This is a genomic window from Acinetobacter sp. AS23 (genome assembly GCF_023612055.1).
GTDB classification, from domain to species: Bacteria; Pseudomonadota; Gammaproteobacteria; order Pseudomonadales; family Moraxellaceae; genus Acinetobacter; species Acinetobacter oleivorans.
The window spans coordinates 2,320,906-2,342,308 of sequence record NZ_CP082274.1 but is presented as its reverse complement, the minus strand read 5'-3'; the positions used below and the strand labels follow the sequence as shown (position 1 = coordinate 2,342,308).

Genomic DNA, 21,403 nt, shown 5'->3' with positions numbered 1-21,403 from the left:
AGTGCTCACATTAGAGCACTTTTTATGGTCTAGCTTTTACACTCAGGCCATTGTGGGCAAAAGTTTTTGCAATAGTTCAATAAAGTTTGAAACTTTCGCTGAATTTTCATTTTCACGTGTAATCAAGTAAATAGGAGCATTCATTTTTATAGAGTCATCAAACTCGCGATATACAATTTCATGTTCCCAAAAGTTATGCATTGAGGCTGGCACAATCGTTATACCAATTCCAGCAGCGACTAAATTTAACGTTGCAGTAGGTCGAGGCGCTTCTTGAATAATGCGTGGACTAAAACCTGCTTGATAGCAACTATATAAAATATTGTCATATAAACCTTGTCCTGAAGAACGACGGTATAAAACAAAATTTTCATCTGATAAGTCATTTGAGCTAATTTTTTCTTTTTGTGTAAGTGGGTGGCCCATAGGTAATGCCACTACCATTGGCTCATCTAATATATGAAGATGCTTTAGCCCAATATCACGGCTGATGGGTGCTCTTAAAAAAGCGATATCAAGTTTCTCTGAGATTAATCGATCTAATTGTTTTTGGCTGCCTGCTTCTTCAAGTTTGGTTAGTACCTTTGGATATATTTCTCGATATGACCGCAATACGAGTGAAATGAGCGGATGCAAACCTGCAGAACTTGTAAAACCAATATTGAGTTGTCCTGTTTTACCTTGGCTAACATCTTGGACTAATTTTGGAATATGTCTGGCATGTTCTAATAAAAGCTGTGCTTCTTTAAATAAGGCTAAACCCGCTTCTGTGGGTTCAATGCCACGAGGCTGGCGAATAAGTAACTGTGCACCGAGTTCTTCTTCAAGTTTTTTGAGTAAACGCGTTAGAGGCGGTTGTTGAATAAATAATCGGTTTGCGGCATGCGTAATATTTCTTTCTTCTACCACCACGACAAAGGCATGAAGCTTATGTAAATCTAGCATAGGAATACCTTTAGGGTATGGTTAGTGAAAATAAAAGCATTTGTAGATATATCATAAAAGTAGCATTCTATCTTGGTCAGATAAAGTGAAAAGTAACGAAAATGAACCATGTTGAGATTGCTGTGCAGAAGGAGACCGTACCGACTTGCACAGAACTGTTTTTAGGTTTTTTAACATTAGGTTTAATCGGATTTGGTGGCGTATTGCCTTTAGCTCGTAAAGTCGTTGTAGAGCAACGACAGTGGCTAAGTCCTGAAAAATTCACTGAGTTACTGGGTCTGTGTCAATTTTTACCGGGCGGCAATATCATTAATTTATCTGTTGCTATTGGCATGGAGTTTCGCGGTGTCCGTGGCGCGGTGAGTTCACTGATTGGGTTGATCCTTGCGCCTACGATAATTGTTGTACTTTTACATTATGTCTATGAGCAGTTCCAAGACAATTTAATGGTTAAGCATCTTTTTGAAGGGTTGGGAGCAGCAGCAGCAGGGCTTCTGGTGGCAACCGGCTTAAAAATGTTGAAACCATTATTACGTAACCCAATAGCGATGTGTGTTGTTGTGGCAGCAATTCTTAGCATTGCTTTTCTAAAAATCTCCTTGCTTTTGACCATGCTGATTTTGTTGGCACTTTATTCAACTATTATTTGGAGACGTGTGTAATGGGTGCAGTTCTACTTACTTTAGCCATCATTTTTACTCAATTGTCTCTTATTGCATTTGGTGGCGGCAATACAATTTTGCCTGAAATGCAACGTCAAGTCGTTGATATTCATCACTGGATGACAGCACAAGAATTTAGTGCATTATTCGCCATGGCTCAAGCTGCACCCGGTCCAAATATGATGATTGTACCGTTGGTGGGATGGCATGTAGCAGGGTTGTCAGGTCTACTTGTAACGTCTACCGCTAAATTTTTACCTTCATCTCTTATTACTGTATTTGTGATGAGAGGCTGGTCAAAATTTAAAGATAAAAAATGGAGACGTGTTTTACAGCTTGCTTTACAACCTGTCACTGTGGGAACTGTACTTGCCAGTGCTTGGATTATTTCTGAGGCAGCGGCAATAAATACGTTACTCATTATTATGGTAGTCATTGCGACTTTATTATCTTTAATTAAAAAGGTTCATCCTTTACATGTCTTGATTGCTGGGGCGGTATTTGGTGTGGTCTTACTCTAGTTGAACCAGTTTGCCGACCTGCGCTGGATGAGTTCAGGTTGGCTTTTTTTGATGAAGTAAATAACAATTAAATCTAAAAAACCGATTAAATCTATAAAAACATACTGTTTCACCTATTTTGTGTTTTAACGTACTATGCATCTATTGAAAGAATTTGGATGCATTGGAGTAAAAACAGATGTTAGATCAAAACATTAAAACTCAATTAAAAGCTTACTTAGAACGTTTAGAAAGTCCAATCGAATTAGTTGCTGCTTTAGATGAATCAGATAAAGCTGCTCAAATTAAAGAGTTAGTGACAGAAATCGCTGAGCTTTCTGACAAAGTGACTGCCCGTTTTGATGGCAACAATACACGTCGTCCAAGCTTTGGTGTGGCTAAAGCAGGTGAACAACCTCGTGTGTTCTTTGCAGGCTTACCAATGGGTCATGAGTTTACATCTTTGATCTTGGCATTGTTACAGGTGTCTGGTTATGCACCGAAGGTTTCTGATGAAGTGCTCAACCAGATTAAAGGTTTAAACCTCAAAGCTAACTTTGATGTGTTTGTATCACTCAGCTGTCATAACTGTCCGGATGTGGTACAGGCGCTTAACCTGATCGCGATTTATAACCCGAATACAACAGCAACCATGATTGATGGTTCATTCTTCCAAGACGAAGTTGAACAACGCAAAATCATGGCTGTACCAATGGTGTTCCAAGACAATGAACACATTGGTCAAGGTCGTATGACCCTTGAAGAGATTGTGGCAAAACTTGACACCAACTCAGCTGAAAAAGATGCAGCAGCACTCAATGCCAAAGATGCTTTTGATGTATTGGTGATTGGTGGTGGACCTGCGGGTGCAACAGCAGCAATCTATGCAGCACGTAAAGGTATTAACACAGGTATCGTAGCTGAACGTTTCGGTGGTCAGGTGATGGACACCATGGACATTGAAAACTTCACATCTGTGCAAAAGACTCAAGGTCCTAAGTTTGCTGCCGAGATGGAAGCACATGTTCGTGAATACGATGTTGATATCATGAACCTGCAACGTGTCAGCAAAATCACAGGTGCAAACCAAACGATCAATGGTCTGGTTGAAGTTGAACTTGAAAACGGTGCAAAACTTGAATCGAAAACTGTGATCCTTTCAACAGGTGCACGTTGGAGAGAAATGAATGTACCGGGTGAGCAAGAATACCGTACCCGTGGTGTCGCGTACTGTCCACACTGTGATGGTCCATTGTTCAAAGGCAAACGTGTTGCCGTGATTGGTGGTGGTAACTCAGGTGTTGAAGCTGCGATTGACCTTGCGGGGATTGTTGAGCATGTGACTTTGGTTGAGTTCGATACAAAACTTCGTGCTGACCAAGTGTTGCAAAACAAACTGCATAGCTTGCCAAACACAACTGTGATTATGAATGCGTTAAGCACAGAAGTGTTAGGTGATGGCTCACAAGTGACTGGTCTTAAATATAAAGACCGTGCCACTGATGAAGAGCATGTTGTAGAGCTTGCAGGGATCTTTGTACAGATTGGTTTATTACCAAACACTGACTTCTTAAAAGACAGTGAAGTTGAGTTAACCAACCGTGGCGAGATCATTGTGAATGACCGCAATGAAACCAATGTCAAAGGTGTATTTGCTGCGGGTGACTGTACAACCGTACCTTACAAACAAATCATTATTGCCACAGGTGAAGGTGCTAAAGCATCACTCTCTGCGTTTGATTACATCATCCGTTCTGGGCAATAAAATTTAATTTCAAAACAAAAGAGCCAAAGGACAACCTTTGGCTCTTTTTTATTTTTATGGTTTATATAAACCGTGTTCAACTAAATGCTCTCGTAGAATACGACGTAGCTCTAGTACAGCTTGAGGTGTTAACTGAATAGAGTGTCCACCCGGAAGAACTTTCTCAGATTTTGCACCTTCTAGGTGAGCGCTCTTATAGGGAACGATACCGTCGGTAATCACATTTGGATCATCACTTTTGGTAATATTGCCCATAATAGAGTGGAAGACTAACCCTTGGTGCGGATTAATATTTTCTGTAAGTTCCATAAATTTAGATTGATGACTCAAATCACTTGGACCATTTTGAATCAAACCATTATCAATATTACTCAAAAAATCTTTAACATCTAAATTTTCAGTGGTGAGAGAAGTCGCTACAGCCGACAAAAATGCACCCGGTAAACGAATAATTTTACGTGCAGCTAACGTAAACCATCGATCTGCATAATCTGTACCTCGATGAGGAGAAGCCAAGAAAATTGCACGATCAAAATTATTGATTGAATGCATTTGCAATCGCTCAGTAACCATTGGATGTTTCTTAAAGCGGTTTTGCTGGCGAATTGTCATCAAATCTAAAGCAGGCTTGGTAATATCACCATCACTGACCAGTAAGCGGCTAATAATACCCCCCATACTATGGCCCACAAGAACAGCATCATGTACAGCAGGGTCACTAGGGTTCAACGAACCAAAAGCTTGCTTAAGAAGGGCATAAGTTTGGAAACGGCTTTCCAAAATCGGCATATTGGTTGAATAAAAAACTTGCCAAACTTGATAGTTATCTCTTAAAACCGTGTCACCCATAACATCATTGGTCAAAGCAATCCATGCCTCAGGGCTACTTGCTAGCCCATGAACCAACACAATAATTTTCTTATTGGGGTTGTAGGGTTCAAGCATGTAGAGATGTGGCATGGTCAAGTGCTGGTCACGATCAATTAGGCTTAAATAAGCTGCCACACCTAAGTTATTTTCGGCCAGCCATAGGCCATAAGGTGCAGAAAAGTTGGCTGCTAGAGGATATTGCTTACCAGCGACATTAATATTATCGGTGCGATAAGGGTCGTAAACGCGAATCACGAATTCAGAATTATTAATAATTTCTTCAACAGTGGTCGCATGTTTTGGTTCAGCGACAATCGTTGCAGCCAAATAACGTGCATGATGGATATTGGGGTTAACACCATTTTTATAATTGTATTTAAGCGGGTCTAGAATATATTCATTAATATCTTCTTTTCCTGAGCTAGGAAAAACCGCTACAAATTCAGAGCCAAAACCATCGCGGCGGTTAATGGTTCTTAACCCTGAAAAATTTAAGTTATAACTAGAAATTAACTTTTCTAATTTTTGTCCAGCAAGTTGCTGGTGAAATTCAAAATCAATCGAATAGACACTCTTACCAATATGTATTTGAGGTTCTACGACATCTTTTTTTGGATAGCGTAAATCATAAACGCTCACCATTTTTGCTATGGCTTGATTGTAAAAGTCCCGAATCTGAACTTGTCTATTATCAAAAATACGGTCGGTAGGCTTACGTTTTGTTGAAAATAGATAGGCGTAGCTATAACGAATACTTTTATCGAGTAAATTTAATTGTTGGTCTAAGCAATCATCATATTTATTCTGAATATTGGTTTGTTCTTCTTCGGACTTGTGTTTAGTAAACCTACTAATTTTACAATCCGAGGAATCTGACAAAGCCATTGCTTTTGCCAGATACATTTCACTTGCAGCTGATAAAAACTGTTCATCTAAAATTTGAGGAAGTTTTTTGAGTTGATTTACACAGTTATCAGGGGTTTCAGTGCAGACTTTAGCTTCCTGACCAGACATTGATAAAACATTCAGACTTGCTTCGCTGAGTTTATCTTGCGTAAGAATACTATTACGTTCATTTGCAATAGTCACATTCAAAGCTTGCTGTTTAACATTAACGACCTGACAACCACTCAGAATTGAACCGAGTAGCATGACCGTCAATACTGTTTTGCTTCTTTTTATTGAAAACATTATGGTCAAAATTTAGTGGCTCAATGGTAGGTAGATCATACAAATTTTAAAATATTTTTCAAATGATCAAATAAAAAAAAGGGCTGTCAAAACGGCCCTTTTTTTAACTATTTAAGCTTATTTTTTAGGTGTTGCACTTGGTGTTGTAGTTGCAGACATTGCAGGGTTAGTCAAAACTTGCCATACATTCCAACGACCTTGTTTTTCAATTTCTTGAATTAAACGATCAGCAATTTCCGATTCATCTGGATATTTCACTTTATAATTTTTAAGTGTCTGAATCGCATTTTTCTTTTGCTCCATTGCAATATAGTTGTTTGCAGCAGCTAAATACGCTTCTTGAACATTACCTTTAATGGCTTTATCTAAGTAAGGAATAGCTTCACGTTGACCACCACCTTCAGATAAACCGAAACCAAACCAGAAGTTCGTTTCTGCATCATCTGGGCTAATTTTTAGAAGTCTTTGAGCATATTCTAAAGATCTAGTGGTATGAACGGTACCTAAATCAAGATTACGTGCAAGAACGCTTGCTTTGAAAGCACGAAGCAAAATATCAAATGATGCATTTGGGTTTGCAGCAAGTGTATCAAGTTGTTGTGTTACTTCTTTAAGTTTACTTTCGAAGCCTTTACGTTCTTGGCGATCAGTAAAGCGAGGTGGGTAGTGACGAGCTTTGCCTTCTACTAACTGTAAAAAGTCATCAATACTTGTAACATCAATTTCATTTTCACCAGCTAAAACTGCGTATTTCATTGAACGCTGTGAATTATTTACAGTCGGAACAATCAGTTTATTGACATCGAGAGTAAGCTGTTTAGTTGGGTCATCTTGACGATTAACGACCATTTTGGTTACTGGCTGTGCAGCAGCGTCTTTTAAGGCAACTTCAAATGCTGGCGGTTGATCGTAGTTAAAAGGATTTAACGCATAAAAAGGAGGAGTAAGTTCTGGTTCCTTGAAAACAAAAGGCTCAATTTTTTGTTGTTTTACAGGTGCCATTGTACAAGCTGTTAAACTTGAGGTCGCAAGGATGATATATGCCAAAGGCTTAAAATTCATAGGATCTTCCGTTCATTTTAGTAAAGTCAGATTTGGTAGTGACAAGTCTAGAAAAAGCTAAACCGACATGCAAGGGTAAGCGTGTTACATTATGAATCAAGAATATTACGTTTTTGATATCTTGTTTTGTGCACCACATTCACGACGCACTTCTTCAAGAATTTTTAGCTCTTCATCACTAAAAGGTTGTTCATCTTGACTTTCTTTTTCGAAGCTAGGATCTAGCTCTGATAAACGCTGACATAAATTATTCATACGCGTTTCATTGTGTTGAATACGATCAAGTAAAACACGCATGCCTTCTAAAATAGGGTCTGACTGATCAGCAGTTGTCGCATATGGGGCAAAACCAATACTTTGTGCATAATCGCGGCGACGTTCTTCATCTTTATCTTTAGTTTTGTTGGCATCTTTATAGATATAGCGAGCAGGGTTTCCTACAGCAGTCACTCCAGCAGGAACAGCTTTGGTCACTACAGCATTCGAACCGACTTTGGCACCTTTACCTACAGTAAATGGACCCAAGATTTTCGCACCAGCACCAACAACAACACCGTCTTCTAAAGTTGGATGGCGTTTACCAGTTTTCCATGTGGTACCACCTAAGGTAACCCCATGATAAAGCGTAACATCATCACCAATTTCAGCAGTTTCACCAATCACAACACCCATGCCATGATCAATAAAAAAACGCTTACCGATTTTAGCGCCAGGATGAATTTCAATTCCAGTTGCAAAACGGCTAAATGAAGAAAGTAGGCGAGCTGCACCTTTACAGTCTTTTTGCCATAATTCATGCGCAACACGATGCATCATAATTGCATGAATACCTGGGTAAGTCGTAAGAACTTCTAGTGTATTGCGGGCAGCAGGATCTCGCGCAAATACAGCTTTTATATCTTCTTTAAGCTGCTTAAGCATTGGGTTGATCCTCCTTGTCAGATAATGCTTTTTTCCATTTACCACTTGTTAAAGCTTGTACGCGACTAAAAATACCGCGAAGTAAATGATATTCCATACGATCTAATTGTATACGACCAAATAAACGACGCAAGCGTAAAGGTAATAAACGTGGATTTTTTGGATCTAAAAATTCGATTTCAGTCAGCATTTTTTCTAGATGAGGATAAAACTCTTCCATTTGTTGCTGAGTCACCAAAGGTTCATCCCATTGCATGCTTTGGCCTTGCACTAATGGCATTTCATCTACATTCTGATCGACTTGCTCTTGCTCGAGAGCAGACATGCGAAGTTCGTAACATACAACTTGAATCGCTTGCGCAACATTCAACACGCCATAGTCTGGATTGACAGGAATGGTTAAATGATAATTTGCCAGTGCTAATTCTTCATTTGTTAAGCCACGGTCTTCACGGCCAAAAACAATAGCGATTTGTTGTCCTTGAGTGGTGGCCTTAATAGCTTCTTTAGCCGCAGGTCTCACATCAAGTAAAGGCCAAGGAATGGTGCGGCTACGTGCACTTGTTCCAAATACTAAATGACAGTCTTTAATCGCATCTTCTAAGGTATCTACAATCTCAAGATGTTCAAATAAATCTTGGGCACCTGCGGCAAGTGCTTGTATATCTGGATGAGGGTATGTTTTTGGTGCTACTAGAACTAATTTAATTAGTCCCATTGTTTTCATGGCACGTAAAGCACTACCAATATTGGCAGGCAAAGTCGTATTTACCATGACAATACGCACTTGTGCTAATTGTTTTGACACGGTGGTGTGGTCAAACGAACTCATAAGATTTCCAGAAATTACGAATATTGAGAAACTTCGCTTTGGTATAAATCCAATGCATCATCCATAGACATACCCGCAGGAGGAGGGGCAACAGCATGTGGACGAACAGGGTCTGCTGCTTTAGCTGCTTTCGACTTTACTTGATATTCAATATAAATATTATCTTTACCAAAATAATCTCTGAGTTTAGCAAGTAATTCATCTAGAGGAGCGACTTTCCATTGCGGTCCAAACTGAAGTTCGGCTTGAGCATAGGGTTGATCAATCTGTAACTGTAGAGTGATATGTTGATGCATATCTACATTGCAAAATGGCAAGATCATGTTTTGCAGATCTTTTGCCAGTGTTGGCTGCATGAACTCTTCTGTTAATTTGATTTGAATACTGTTAGCACGTTTTTGTCTTATTTCATTTAACGTGAAAGCCTTGGTTAAACGTCCCATTGGACGATCAAAGCCTTCTCGCTCATAGATTTCGCCTTCGAAAACTACAACACGTTCAACTTGCACAATATCTTTAAAACGTTGGAAGCGCTCATGGTTACAGCTGACTTCAATACGTGCCGTACCATCATCCAGTACAATAACCACACGGTTCGGGAAGTTTGCGACATCAATGACCAAACCTGCATAAACTGTCGTAACACCACGACGCGTCGCAGTAATTTCATTTAGTTTTACAGGAATAAAAGCTTTGAGTTCCTGTCGGTAAACATCAATTGGATGACCGGTTAAATATAAACCAAGCGTGTCTTTTTCGCCTTTGAGACGAACTTCGTCACTCCATGGTTTTACTGGTTTAGCTGGCTTGCGTTGAACTTCTTCAACCTCACCAAATAAATCCATAATTCCGCTTTCACGGTTACTGCGAGCTTGTTCAGCGGCTTGAACAGCTTCAGGCAATTGTGCCATTAAGCTTGCACGTTCAATTCCTAAGCAATCGAGTGCACCCGCGCGAATTAAAGCTTCAAGAGTACGCTTATTGATTTTCTTCAAATCAATGCGATGGCAAAAATCGAATAGATCTGTATAAGGACCAAATTGTCGACGAGAGTCAATAACTGACTGCATTGCTTGTTCGCCGACACCCTTAATTGCACCTAAACCATAAACAATCGTTTTATCGTTACTTGCATGGAAATGATAAGTCGACATGTTGACTGATGGTGGTAAGACTTCAAGATTATTGTTTCGACAGTCATCAATCAAAAATACAACACTGTCCGTGTTTTGCATTTCCGATGTCATTACGGCTGCCATAAACTCAGCAGGATAATGGGCTTTTAACCATGCAGTATGGTAGGCAACTAGGGCATAAGCAGCCGCGTGAGATTTGTTGAAACCATAGCCTGCAAACTTTTCCATATAGTCAAAGATATGGTTTGCTGTGCTTTCGTCAATCCCTTTTTCAGCAGCACCTTCTAAGAAGATTTGGCGCTGTTTGACCATTTCCTCAGGTTTCTTTTTACCCATTGCACGGCGTAGTAAGTCTGCGCCACCTAATGTATAACCTGCACAGATCTGTGCAGTCTGCATCACCTGTTCCTGATAAACCATAATCCCGTAAGTTGGTTCTAATACACCTTCTAAAAGAGGATGGAGATATTCAAAATCTCCACCATGCATACGGTGAATAAAGTCAGGAATCAGGTCCATTGGACCCGGACGATACAAGGATACGAACGCAATAATTTCTTCAAATTTGCTTGGACGTGCTTCTTTAAGCATCCGTTTCATGCCGACGGATTCAAACTGGAATACCGCTGTCGTATTTGCATCGGCAAAGACGGAATAAGCTTTAGCGTCGTCTAGAGGAACATGCAAGATATTGAGTTGATCATTACTGTCGCGGTTTTTATTAATATTCTGAATCGCGTCTTCAATAACGGTTAAGTTACGTAAACCCAAGAAGTCGAACTTGACTAGACCCGCTGCTTCTACATCGTCTTTATCATATTGAGCAACGCGGTTTGTTCCATCTGCATCACAAAGTACAGCCGAGAAATCGGTAATTTTACCTGGTGCAATGACTACACCTCCGGCATGTTTACCAGTATTTCGGGTTACACCTTCTAATTTTAATGCCATTTCCCAGATTTCGCTTGCATCGTCGTTATCTGGGTTAGATGGGTTGGTCACAATATCTTTAAGCTGGGGTTCCATATCAATAGCGGTAGCTAAATCCACACCGAGCGGTTTGGTAGGTACCATTTTTGAAATACGGTCAGCTAAACCGTAAGATTTACCCAATACACGTGCAACGTCACGGATTGCACCTTTTGCTGCCATGGTTCCGAAAGTTGCAATTTGTGAAACGGCTTCACGACCATAAGTACGCGATACGTAATCAATAACGCGGTCACGTCCAGCAATACAGAAATCGACGTCAAAGTCAGGCATCGATACACGTTCTGGGTTCAAGAAACGTTCGAAAAGTAGATCGTAACGAAGTGGGTCAAGGTCTGTAATTTTTAAGCTATATGCGACTAATGAACCTGCACCTGAACCACGACCTGGCCCAACAGGAACACCATTATTTTTTGCCCATTGAATGAAGTCCATGACGATGAGGAAGTAGCCAGGGAAACCCATCTTCAGGATAATACCGACTTCATAATCAATTCGTTCATCGTAAGGCTTACGAATCTCTGTCCAATCTTCACCACGTTTTTCAACAGGGTAAAGATAATTTAAGCGTTCTTCTAAACCTACTTTAGATAAATGTTCAAAATAAGTGTCGATGGTAAAACCATCTGGAATTGGATAGTCAGGTAAAAAGTAAGTGCCGAGTTGCAGTTTAACGTTACAGCGTTTAGCAATATGATAGGTGTTCTCGATAGCACTAGGAATATCGGAAAACAATTCGATCATTTCATCTGAGGTTTTAAAGTGCTGCTCAGGACTATATATACGTGGACGGCGATTATCTGCTAGTACATAACCATCAGCGATACAAACACGCGCTTCGTGCGCTTCGAAATCTTCCTTTTCTACAAAGTGCACATCATTATGTGCAGCTACACCAACATTATATTGTGCAGCAAGTTTAGCTGCTTCTTGAATAAAGTCTTCTTCACCAGGACGGTCGGTACGTGTTAAAGCAAGATAAACACGGTTACCAAACTTTTCGAGCCATGCTTCTAAAAGGGGAGCTGCTTTTTGCGGGTTAGATGAACAAAGCATCTGACCAACATCACTATGCTGGCCAAGTAAAACGATAATATCTTGATGCTGTTCAAGTACCCATTCTTTTTTGACACATGGAATACTGAGCTGTTGTCCTTCAATAAAACCGCGTGAAACGATTTCGGTAAGACTTTTCCACCCAACATCACTCATTGCAAGTAAAGTTGCACGGTGTTGAGCATCATCAAGGCGAATCGTACTGCCTAAAAGAGGCTTAATGCCTTTTTTTAAACAAGAATTATAAAACTTTACCGCCGCATGGAGGTTAGAGAGGTCAGTTAATGCCAACGCAGGCATTTGGTCTTTAACCGCAGCATTGACCAAGTCAGGTATGCGAACTATCGACTCTGTAATCGAAAATTCTGTATAAATACCTAGATGAACAAACTGCATAAACCAATCCTTAATGCGACCGAAGCATAGTTTAACACGCAAAGTTAAAAGGAAATGGTTAATATTTTGGCAAACTGTTAAGGATTTTATTATTTAAGAAGAATGAGTTGAACATCTATTGTACAGTTTTAATATAAAAGACATTATTTTTATAAAATATGACCAGCTCAAACACCAAGGTTTGAGCTGGTTGAAAAACTTAGTACTGCCAGAACATACGTTGAATTTCTTTAGCGTCATTAGTCTTAGTAAGAGCTAATGCAGCAAGAAGCCGTGCTTTTTGTGGGTTTAAGTCATGAGCAGCTACCCAACCATATTTATCATCAGGTTGTTCAGCATTACGTAATACGAAACCTTGTGGTACACGTGATGAACGGATAATTTGAATACCGTCTTTATCATGAAGTTTTTGTAAAGTTGGAACGATATAGTTTGCAACAGAACCGTTACCTGTGCCAGCATGGATAATCGCTTTAGCACCAGCTTTTGCATATGCTTCATAAGCATCAGGAAGCATAGAGTCTGAACCGTAAACGATTTGTACTAGAGGAAGTGCATCACCTTTAATATTTTCGATATTAAATTCTGAAGCATTTGTAAAACGTTTTACAGATTGTCTGAACCAGTATGGCTTGCCTTCAACTAATGTACCTAAAGCGCCCCATTGGCTAACAAAAGCATTTGTATGAATGTTAATACCTTTAGTGACATCACGCGCTGCAAAAATAGAGTCGTTCATAAGAACCATAACGCCTTTATTTTTTGCATCATCAGAAGCTGCTAAAGCAACTGCGCTATAAAGGTTAAGTGGTCCATCTGCTGAAAGAGCAGTTGAAGGACGCATTGAACCAACAATAACAATCGGTTTATCAGTGTGAACAACAAGATTTAAGAAAAATGCTGTTTCTTCTAAAGTGTCTGTACCGTGAGTAATCACGACACCATTAACAGATGGTTTTTTTACCAGCTCATTTACTTGACGAGCAATTTGTAATAATTCCTTGTCAGTAATACTTTCAGAAGCGACCTGTAATGCTTGAATACCAGTGACATTCGCCAAATCTTTGATTTGTGGAACAGCATTAATTAAGGCATCAACTGGAACTTTTGCAGCAGTGTAGGTTGCACTGTTTGCTGAGCTTGCGCCAGCACCCGCGATAGTACCGCCAGTGGCTACAACAACTACATTATTTTTTGCGTAAAGTGGGAGAGAGCAGGCCAATAAGCCCATCGCTAAACCTAAAGATTTAACAGTTTTAGTCAACATCGAAAATATCCTTATGAAGTGACGAAGTAGAAGTTTGCCGAATACGCCTGCTTTTCCTAAGCAAAATACATACCATGTAAAACATATTCGTAACTTGTTTGAATAAGAAGCATCCCTGAATAGCATTTTGTTTTATCAACAATTGCTTAGTCATTGCCTTTATTTAGCGTTAATAAATATCATGAATAAAATAAAAAATCTATTAAGTTTTTCTAATTTATCTCAATTTTTTTGTTTTTAATATAAATGATACAAATGATTTTCTCATTATTATAAAATTTAAAAATAATGGGCGTGATATGCTTTTTCTTTACCATTTGGTATTTATATATCATTGATTGTATATCATATTGTTTGTAAATAAAATTATATAAATTTTTTGATAGATAAACTAAATAATAATTTCAATCGTTTAATATAATTAAGTGGTAATGAAATGAATTAAAAATTAATCAATTGATGTTTATTTCTAAGAATATAAATTCTGTTTGGGTGAATTTTATTCTCTTTTTAAGGTTTGTTTTAAGAAAATTTAATAGCCGTAAAAATACATTATTGGGTTCATTATTTAATATGGAAATACACATAAATTTTTATTGTTTAATTTTAGAATAAAAAGAAGAGCAATTTTATAAGGTCATATAAAATTGCTCTTAAGTTGGGAGAGTGGGAGAAAAGAGAAACTTAAGCGGGCGTTTGTTCTTGAGTTGATTTAATTAATACAGGCTCTGGTAGCTCTTCAGTATCTGCTACTTTTTCGCCTTCAAGCTTAGCAACAACTGCGGTAGCAATACTGTTACCTACTACGTTTGTTGCAGTACGACCCATATCAAGGAACTGATCGATACCAAGCAATAAGAGAATGCCGGCTTCAGGTAAATGGAACATGGTGAGTGTTGCTGAAATAACCACAATTGAAGCTCGTGATACACCTGCAATACCTTTACTTGTCACCATCAGAGTTAACAGAATTAAGATTTGTTGAGTGAAGCTAAGATCGATGTTGTAAGCTTGAGCAATAAACAATACTGCAAACGTGGTGTACATCATTGAACCATCTAGGTTAAATGAATAACCCAACGGTAATACAAAGCTAGTCACTTTTTTAGGTACACCAAATTTATTGAGTGCATCCATTACTTTAGGGTAGGCAGACTCACTTGAAGCTGTTGCAAAAGCAAGAGTTACAGGTTCGCGAATTAATTTGCCTAAGCGGAAGATATCTTTTTTAAGTACGATTGCACCAACAGAGAACAAAATGATCCAAAGTAACAGAAGACCGAAATAGAACTCAGCGATTAAAATACCGTAGTCAACAATTAAGCCTAAACCTTGTACTGTAATTGCTGAAGCAATTGCAGCAAATACTGCAAAAGGTGCAAACATCATGACGTAATCGGTGATACGGAACATGATCTTGCTAAGTTCTTCAGTCAAACGAACAATAACTGAATCTTTTTCGTTGCCTTGATTTACAAAAGCGAGTGCTGAGCCAAAGAAAATAGCGAAAACAAGTACTTGTAAAATATCGTTATTTGCCATTGCTTCTGCAATGCTGCGTGGGAACACATGGCTTAAGAATGATTGCAGTGTAAAGCCAGTAGTTTCTGGGAGAGAAGCGCCACTAAGTTGTTGAGCTGTTGGTAGTGCTAAATCTAGAGCTGCCCCCGGTTGGAAAAAGTTTGCTAAACCCATGCCGATGGCAAGCGATACAAACGAAGCAGTAATAAACCAAGTCATTGACTTAAGTGTGATACTACCAATCGATGTAGATTTCCCCATTGATACAATGCCTGAAACAATTGTGGCAAATACCAATGGAGCAATAATCATTTTGATGAGGCGTAAAAAGATGTCTGTGCCGATGCTAAAATAAGAAGCGATTTGTTTGAGTTGGTCACCTTCATTAAAAAAGTGGTGACAAATCCAGCCTGTCAGTACGCCAAGTAAAATAGCAATAACAATATATTTGAGCAATTTCTTTTGCTTCATATGAACCTCTATCCATTTGATTCAATCATTCTTTGATGGGATTTGAATGATTGAAAGCTTTCCTTGTTAGTTCAGTCCGGTCGTTCTACCGATTTTATCTTCCTAGATATCTGAATCTGTTTTAACCGAATCGAATATGGTGATGTTGTTATGGGAAGGGATTGTTGCTCGATTTTGAAGCAGTGTGAAATGCAAAAAAATATTGATCCATGCAATTTTTGCATAATGAAGATTGCGGGAAATGTGAAATTACGCACAAATTTAAACGTATGGTAAAAAATATAGAAATGAATTGTTAAACAGATTTTAAAGATTAAATGAATTAAATTTTTAATTAAAATTGCTTAAATTCAAATAGTTATTTAAATGTAAGTGGAAGTGCGGAAGAGTTTGTAATTATTCTTTTTTTAAATTAGTCAAATAAAATTATCAAAAAAGGCATCTAATTTAAGATGCCTTTTTTGATATGCATTTTTTTAACGACGATTGGCTAAGAAACGGCCTAAACGAGTGATTGCTTCTCGCAATTCATTTTCAGCTGGTAAGAAAACCACACGGAAATGATCTGGAGTTGGCCAATTAAAGCCCGTACCTTGGACCAATAGCACTTTTTCTGCACGTAGCAAATCAAGCATTAATTTTTCGTCATCTTCGATTGGATAGATGTTTGGATCGAGGCGAGGGAAGCAGTACATTGCTCCATCTGGTTTTACGCAGCTTACACCAGGAATCTCATTTAGCATTTCCCAAGCAATATTACGCTGTTCGTACAAACGGCCACCCGGACGAATCAGGTCATTAATTGATTGGTAACCGCCTAAAGCAGTTTGAATCGCATATTGAGCCTGAACGTTTGCACATAGACGCATTGATGCCAACATATCTAAACCTTCGATATAGTCAGCAGCGCGGCTTTTATCTCCGGTAATTGCCATCCAGCCTGAACGGAAACCTGCAATGCGATAAGCTTTTGATAGACCATTAAAAGATACGCAAAGCTGGTCGCCAGCTAATGATGCTACTGAAACATGTTCAATACCGTCATAAATAATTTTGTCGTAAATTTCATCAGCAAATAAAATTAGATCATATTTTTTTGCAAGCACTACAATTTGTTCAAGAATATGACGTGGATAAACTGAACCAGTAGGGTTGTTCGGGTTAATGATGACAATACCGCGAGTATTCGATGTAATCTTGCTTTCAATGTCAGCAATATCTGGATACCAGCTATTTTCTTCATCACATTTATAGTGAATTGCTGTACCCCCTGAAAGATTAACAGCTGCTGTCCAAAGCGGATAATCCGGCATTGGAATCAACATTTCGTCGCCATCATCAAGCAAGCCTTGCATCGCCATTACAATAAGTTCAGACACACCATTACCGATATACACGTCATTCACGTGCATATTTAGGATGCCTTTTTGTTGGTAATATTGGCAGATAGCTTTACGTGCTGGAAAGATACCTTTTGAGTCAACATAACCAATCGCATTTGGTAGGTTTAAAGCAACGTCATTAATAATTTCTTGTGGGGCTTCAAAACCAAATGGAGCAGGGTTGCCGATATTGAGCTTGATGATTTTATGTCCTTGCTCTTCCATTTCATTGGCGGCTCGTAATACTGGTCCACGAATGTCATAACAAACATGCTCAAGCTTCGATGATTTCTTTATTTCTCGAGAAGTTGGCATGGATTGGAGGATAGCAGTATTTTTAGACATAGCTGGATTCACTTTTGCATATCGGTATAAATAACTTTTAAATGTTTTAACTGTTACCAAATTCAGATCGTGTTGATCTTTTAGTAATTCAACAATTTTTTCATGGGTAAAGCCCGATTGCTGATACTGTTTGATAACTGGTAATAGTTGCTGGAAAAGCACACTTTTTTTCTGAGACATGTTTTGTCCTATACAACCGTGCCGAACAAGAATAGCACCATCTTTGCTTCCTTGGAAGAAAATAAAACATAAATTTGCTTACTTTTAATTTTGAATTTTGCTTACTTTTTGCTTTCTATTGCTTAGGTGATTAAATTCCAACAAATTTTACGTTCAGAGACTAGTGTTTTTGCGAGGAATGGCGTAAATATAAAACTCAATCATCAGAAATGTTTACTTCAGAATAAAGGTGCATGTCATGGGAAAAGTCAATAAAACAGACCGGGAATGGCAAAGAGAGTTATCACCAGAAGAGTATCGGATCACACGACAAAAGGGCACTGAACCTGCATTTACGGGGCAATACTGGAATACTAAGCAACATGGTACCTATGTCTGCCGTTGCTGCGGTGCAGAATTGTTCTCCTCAGATACTAAATATGACAGTGGTTGTGGTTGGCCTAGCTTCTTTAAACCGATTGAGCCAACTGCAATTGAAGAACATGACGATTTATCGCATGGTATGGTCAGAACAGAAATTGTTTGTCATGATTGCGAAGCCCATTTAGGGCATGTTTTTGAAGATGGACCACAGCCGACTGGTTTGCGCTATTGTGTAAACTCGGCATCATTACAACTTAAATCACAAGAAAAAAATGATGAGGAAACCTATCCATGAGTAATATTTATCAGTTTGAAGCTGAACTGTTAGAGGGTGAAGTTAAGCAATTAGCTGATTACAAAGGTAAAGTTTTACTAATTGTAAATACTGCAAGTAAATGTGGTTTTACACCACAATTTGCTGGCCTTGAAAAACTTTATGAGAAATATAAAGATCAAGGCTTGGAAGTTTTAGGGTTTCCCTGCAACCAGTTTGGTGGGCAAGATCCGGGTAGCAATAAAGAAATCGGTACATTCTGCCAGCGTAACTATGGGGTGAAATTCCCGATGTTTGCGAAAGTAGATGTAAAAGGACCAGAAGCTCACGTGATTTTTAGATATTTGACACGTGAAGCTAAAGGCATTTTAGGAAGCAGCACGATTAAATGGAACTTTACTAAATTTTTGGTAGGGAAAGATGGTGCAGTGCTTAATCGCTATGCGCCTACGACTAAACCAGAAGCATTAGAAGCTGATATTGAAAAAGCATTAGCAAGTTAATGAATTCAATGAACGCTATTCCTCAAGCATTTGAGTTTTGGCAAGATGGGCGAATGCCTTATGTTGAAGCCAGACGATCTTGTTTTAGTCGAACATGTTATAAGTCTCATAGTCATCCAACATTTTCTATTGGAGCTATAGATGAAGGGAATAGCGTTTTTCAAAGTTCATTTGGTACAGCACAAAAGATTTCTGCTGGTACCTTAGTCATTGTACCTGCCCACATAGAACATTCTTGTAATCCATTACCTGATCAGGCTTGGAGTTACCAGATGTTGCATCTGGATATATCTTGGCTTAATCAATGGTACGCTGAATTTCAAAAAGAGGGCTTTGATTTAAATTTACCCCAGCATAGACCTCTCATTATTAAAGATGAGTCTTTATATCAGGCTTTTTCTGGTATGAATGAAACTTTATTTGATTCTGAAAAATTGATTCTTGAAAAAGAACAGTCGCTTATCTATTGCCTTACTCAGTTGTTACTCCCTCATTTTATATTAGAAGAAATACAGAAAACTCAATATTTGTATGAGGACTTCTTGGCCTTAATTCATATTATTAAATCATCAGAACGATTTATTTCTCTAGAAGAGCTTGCACAGCAGGTAGGTCTTAGTCGATATGCAATTATTCGTCTATTTAAAGCCAATGTTGGCTTAACACCCCATGCATTTCAAATTAATTTAAAGATAAATCAAGCCAGAGCTCAATTAAAACAAGGGATTTCGCTTGTGGAGTTGGCAGTAAATTTAGGCTTTAGTGATCAGAGCCATTTTCATAAAGCCTTCAAAGCGCATACTGGAATCACTCCTCGTCAGTTTCAACTCGCAGCCGCGCAATAATTTACAATAAATTATTTTTCTCTATTTTTAAGCTATTCCATACAGTTTTAAAGATGAAATCGTTATGGAAGTTTTTTTAGTTATTGCCTTTACCCACTTTTTAGCGTTGCTATCTCCGGGACCTGATTTTTTTCTTATTCTCACCAGTCTTTTGCAAAAGGGTTCGCGTTACACCTACGGCGTCATTGCAGGAATTACGTTTGGTAATGCCTTAATCTTAATGGCATGTATGTTCGGATTTATGTTACTTGGAAATTTGAGTACGACCATTCTTTTAGTACTTAAATGGCTTGGGGCGGGGTATTTGGTTTATTTGAGTTATCTTTGTTTTAAGGCTGCTCGCGCTGGCACCTTAACTTTTGCTACTGAAAAAAATGATTTGATTGATCAAGAGTATCAACATCAGGATAAAGTTAAGAGCTTAATGTTGGGAATACAATCTAGTCTACTTAATCCCAAAAATATTATGTTTTATAGTAGCTTGATGTTGCTTATTCAGCATCAATTTAGTTTAGTTCAAAAATTGCTGATGAGTACGTGGATGACTGGAGTCGTACTTGGTTGGAACTTACTGTTGGTTCGGCTATTGCTTCAAAATCGAGTTCTAGAACAGATTAAACGTTCAGCGATAGGCTTATATTATTGTTCTAGTCTGGCTTTTATATGTTTTGCAATCTTACTCATTGCTTATAGTTAATGTGGGTTGTATAGCCTTCATGCTAAATAATCGTGAAGGCTATACAACTTATGTACGCTTAAAGAATTGCTTTTAAGCGCTTAACCACTTCTTCACATTGCGCTAAATCGGCGACTAAAGCCATACGTACATGATTTTCCCCAGGGTTACCTTGATCTGTGTCGCGAGATAAATAACGACCCGGTAAAACTTTAATATGGGCTTTTTCCATTAGCATCTTGGCAAAACTTTCATCGTTATCGACTTTTAACCAATAATAGAAACCTGCATCTGGCTTTTGCAGAGGTAATAAGTGACCTAGTTCGTTTTGGAATAAATCAAACTTTGCACGATATTGCTTACGGTTTTCTTCAACATGGTTTTCATCATTCCATGCCGCAATTGATGCAAGTTGATGTTGAACAGGCATTGCTGCACCATGATAGGTACGATACTGCAAATATGGTTTTAATAATTCTGCATCACCCGCTACAAAACCTGAGCGTAAACCCGGTAAGTTTGAGCGTTTAGAAAGTGAATGAAATACGACACAGTTTTTATAGTCATCACGACCAAGTTCTGCACAAACTTCTAATAAACCTGTAGGTGCTTGCTCGAACCAAAGTTCTGAATAGCATTCGTCAGAAGCAATAACAAAATTATATTGATCAGATAACGCGATTAGCTTTTTGAATTGTTCTTTAGAAAGCACAGTGCCAGTTGGGTTGCCCGGCGTACATACAAAAAGAAGGGCAGTTTTTTCCCAGACTTCTGCGGGTACAGCATCAAAATCACCTAAGTAACCATTTTCTTCGGTGCAATTGATGAAATAAGGTTTTGCGCCCGCAAGTAGAGCTGCGCCTTCGTAAATTTGATAAAACGGATTCGGCATTACCACATACGGTGCGTCTTCACGGTTAATGAGCGCCTGAACAAATGAGAAAATCCCTTCACGCGTACCAGACACTGGCAAAATGTGGTTTTCAGCACTAATACTGTTAAGTTTAAAACGCTTAGTGAGCCAGTCTGCAATACTTTGGCGAAGCTCAGGTAAGCCTTTGCTATTTGGATAAGTTGAGAGGTGATTGAAGTTGTCAATAATTGCCTGTTTAACAAACTCTGGTGCTGGGTGCTTTGGTTCGCCAATTGATAGAGGAATCAAGGGAAGGTTAGCAGGGGTAGTATCCTTAAAAAGTTGGTTTAACTTTTCAAATGGATATGGGTGCAATAACGACAAGCTAGAGTTCATT

At 38.6% G+C, this 21,403-nt stretch carries 17 protein-coding genes; 7 read left to right on the top strand and 10 right to left on the bottom strand.

Annotated elements, in window-relative coordinates; all coding sequences use genetic code 11:
- Window positions 1-42: 42 nt before the first annotated feature.
- The gene (locus tag K6I41_RS10945; protein ID WP_250374286.1) at window positions 43-945 is read right to left on the bottom strand and encodes a LysR family transcriptional regulator; all 903 of its coding nucleotides are present in this window, start codon (window positions 943-945) and stop codon (window positions 43-45) included.
- Between the two features lie 101 nt (window positions 946-1,046).
- Between K6I41_RS10945 and K6I41_RS10940 the strand changes: the two genes are divergently transcribed.
- The 3 genes from K6I41_RS10940 (at window position 1,047) to ahpF (ending at window position 3,872) form a co-directional block, all read left to right on the top strand.
- Entirely contained in the window at window positions 1,047-1,607 is a 561-nt protein-coding gene (locus tag K6I41_RS10940; RefSeq protein WP_250374285.1) for a chromate transporter, read from the top strand.
- Window positions 1,607-2,128, top strand: a complete 522-nt coding sequence (locus K6I41_RS10935; protein ID WP_000501457.1) for a chromate transporter — start codon at window positions 1,607-1,609, stop codon at window positions 2,126-2,128. The genes K6I41_RS10940 and K6I41_RS10935 overlap by 1 nt, the downstream gene beginning before the upstream one ends.
- A 178-nt stretch (window positions 2,129-2,306) precedes the next feature.
- Window positions 2,307-3,872 carry an alkyl hydroperoxide reductase subunit F gene (gene ahpF / locus K6I41_RS10930; protein WP_013198477.1) on the top strand — a complete coding sequence of 522 codons (1,566 nt, stop codon included), beginning with the start codon at window positions 2,307-2,309 and terminating at the stop codon, window positions 3,870-3,872.
- A gap of 54 nt (window positions 3,873-3,926) precedes the next feature.
- On the opposite strand, the gene K6I41_RS10925 is transcribed toward ahpF, so the two are convergent.
- The 8 genes from K6I41_RS10925 to K6I41_RS10890 all read right to left on the bottom strand — a co-directional run bounded on the left by K6I41_RS10925 (window position 3,927) and on the right by K6I41_RS10890 (window position 17,492).
- Window positions 3,927-5,933 (bottom strand): esterase/lipase family protein, encoded by a 2,007-nt coding sequence (locus tag K6I41_RS10925; RefSeq protein WP_250374284.1) that lies wholly within the window; start codon window positions 5,931-5,933, stop codon window positions 3,927-3,929.
- Between the two features lie 117 nt (window positions 5,934-6,050).
- Window positions 6,051-6,995, bottom strand: a complete 945-nt coding sequence (locus K6I41_RS10920; RefSeq protein ID WP_005304468.1) for an ABUW_2363 family tetratricopeptide repeat lipoprotein — start codon at window positions 6,993-6,995, stop codon at window positions 6,051-6,053.
- Between the two features lie 105 nt (window positions 6,996-7,100).
- Window positions 7,101-7,916, bottom strand: coding sequence for a serine O-acetyltransferase (cysE, locus tag K6I41_RS10915; protein ID WP_049836467.1), 816 nt, complete (start codon window positions 7,914-7,916; stop codon window positions 7,101-7,103).
- Window positions 7,909-8,748 carry an RNA methyltransferase gene (locus K6I41_RS10910; protein WP_250374283.1) on the bottom strand — a complete coding sequence of 280 codons (840 nt, stop codon included), beginning with the start codon at window positions 8,746-8,748 and terminating at the stop codon, window positions 7,909-7,911. Before K6I41_RS10910 ends, cysE begins: the two co-directional genes overlap by 8 nt.
- Window positions 8,749-8,762: 14 nt before the next feature.
- A complete protein-coding gene (gene dnaE, locus K6I41_RS10905; protein ID WP_250374282.1) occupies window positions 8,763-12,326 on the bottom strand; it encodes a DNA polymerase III subunit alpha in 3,564 nt (1,187 codons plus the stop codon).
- Window positions 12,327-12,525: 199 nt separating this feature from the next.
- Window positions 12,526-13,593, bottom strand: a complete 1,068-nt coding sequence (locus K6I41_RS10900) for a type II asparaginase (protein ID WP_013198152.1) — start codon at window positions 13,591-13,593, stop codon at window positions 12,526-12,528.
- A 684-nt stretch (window positions 13,594-14,277) separates the two neighbouring features.
- On the bottom strand, window positions 14,278-15,585 hold the full coding sequence (locus K6I41_RS10895) for a dicarboxylate/amino acid:cation symporter (RefSeq protein ID WP_013198151.1): 1,308 nt from the start codon (window positions 15,583-15,585) through the stop codon (window positions 14,278-14,280).
- Between the two features lie 476 nt (window positions 15,586-16,061).
- Window positions 16,062-17,492: a pyridoxal phosphate-dependent aminotransferase gene (locus K6I41_RS10890; RefSeq protein WP_004792890.1), complete on the bottom strand. Its 1,431-nt coding sequence runs from the start codon at window positions 17,490-17,492 to the stop codon at window positions 16,062-16,064.
- A gap of 238 nt (window positions 17,493-17,730) precedes the next feature.
- Between K6I41_RS10890 and msrB the strand changes: the two genes are divergently transcribed.
- From msrB to K6I41_RS10870, 4 genes are all read left to right on the top strand, one after another.
- Window positions 17,731-18,150, top strand: a complete 420-nt coding sequence (gene msrB, locus K6I41_RS10885; RefSeq protein ID WP_004792889.1) for a peptide-methionine (R)-S-oxide reductase MsrB — start codon at window positions 17,731-17,733, stop codon at window positions 18,148-18,150.
- A complete protein-coding gene (locus K6I41_RS10880; RefSeq protein ID WP_005304488.1) occupies window positions 18,147-18,632 on the top strand; it encodes a glutathione peroxidase in 486 nt (161 codons plus the stop codon). Before msrB ends, K6I41_RS10880 begins: the two co-directional genes overlap by 4 nt.
- Window positions 18,632-19,477: an AraC family transcriptional regulator gene (locus K6I41_RS10875; protein WP_250374281.1), complete on the top strand. Its 846-nt coding sequence runs from the start codon at window positions 18,632-18,634 to the stop codon at window positions 19,475-19,477. Before K6I41_RS10880 ends, K6I41_RS10875 begins: the two co-directional genes overlap by 1 nt.
- Window positions 19,478-19,541: 64 nt before the next feature.
- Entirely contained in the window at window positions 19,542-20,174 is a 633-nt protein-coding gene (locus K6I41_RS10870) for a LysE family translocator (RefSeq protein WP_250374280.1), read from the top strand.
- 58 nt (window positions 20,175-20,232) lie between these two features.
- Here the strand turns inward: K6I41_RS10870 and dapC are convergent, their stop codons facing one another.
- Window positions 20,233-21,402, bottom strand: a complete 1,170-nt coding sequence (gene dapC, locus K6I41_RS10865) for a succinyldiaminopimelate transaminase (RefSeq protein WP_250375781.1) — start codon at window positions 21,400-21,402, stop codon at window positions 20,233-20,235.
- Window position 21,403: the final 1 nt, after the last annotated feature.

Coding starts and splice junctions, on each gene's coding strand:
- K6I41_RS10945 (WP_250374286.1), bottom strand. CDS start 945: ATGCTAGATTTACATAAGCTTCATGCCTTTGTCGTGGTGGTAGAAGAA.
- K6I41_RS10940 (WP_250374285.1), top strand. CDS start 1,047: ATGAACCATGTTGAGATTGCTGTGCAGAAGGAGACCGTACCGACTTGC.
- K6I41_RS10935 (WP_000501457.1), top strand. CDS start 1,607: ATGGGTGCAGTTCTACTTACTTTAGCCATCATTTTTACTCAATTGTCT.
- ahpF (WP_013198477.1), top strand. CDS start 2,307: ATGTTAGATCAAAACATTAAAACTCAATTAAAAGCTTACTTAGAACGT.
- K6I41_RS10925 (WP_250374284.1), bottom strand. CDS start 5,933: ATGTTTTCAATAAAAAGAAGCAAAACAGTATTGACGGTCATGCTACTC.
- K6I41_RS10920 (WP_005304468.1), bottom strand. CDS start 6,995: ATGAATTTTAAGCCTTTGGCATATATCATCCTTGCGACCTCAAGTTTA.
- cysE (WP_049836467.1), bottom strand. CDS start 7,916: ATGCTTAAGCAGCTTAAAGAAGATATAAAAGCTGTATTTGCGCGAGAT.
- K6I41_RS10910 (WP_250374283.1), bottom strand. CDS start 8,748: ATGAGTTCGTTTGACCACACCACCGTGTCAAAACAATTAGCACAAGTG.
- dnaE (WP_250374282.1), bottom strand. CDS start 12,326: ATGCAGTTTGTTCATCTAGGTATTTATACAGAATTTTCGATTACAGAG.
- K6I41_RS10900 (WP_013198152.1), bottom strand. CDS start 13,593: ATGTTGACTAAAACTGTTAAATCTTTAGGTTTAGCGATGGGCTTATTG.
- K6I41_RS10895 (WP_013198151.1), bottom strand. CDS start 15,585: ATGAAGCAAAAGAAATTGCTCAAATATATTGTTATTGCTATTTTACTT.
- K6I41_RS10890 (WP_004792890.1), bottom strand. CDS start 17,492: ATGTCTCAGAAAAAAAGTGTGCTTTTCCAGCAACTATTACCAGTTATC.
- msrB (WP_004792889.1), top strand. CDS start 17,731: ATGGGAAAAGTCAATAAAACAGACCGGGAATGGCAAAGAGAGTTATCA.
- K6I41_RS10880 (WP_005304488.1), top strand. CDS start 18,147: ATGAGTAATATTTATCAGTTTGAAGCTGAACTGTTAGAGGGTGAAGTT.
- K6I41_RS10875 (WP_250374281.1), top strand. CDS start 18,632: ATGAATTCAATGAACGCTATTCCTCAAGCATTTGAGTTTTGGCAAGAT.
- K6I41_RS10870 (WP_250374280.1), top strand. CDS start 19,542: ATGGAAGTTTTTTTAGTTATTGCCTTTACCCACTTTTTAGCGTTGCTA.
- dapC (WP_250375781.1), bottom strand. CDS start 21,402: ATGAACTCTAGCTTGTCGTTATTGCACCCATATCCATTTGAAAAGTTA.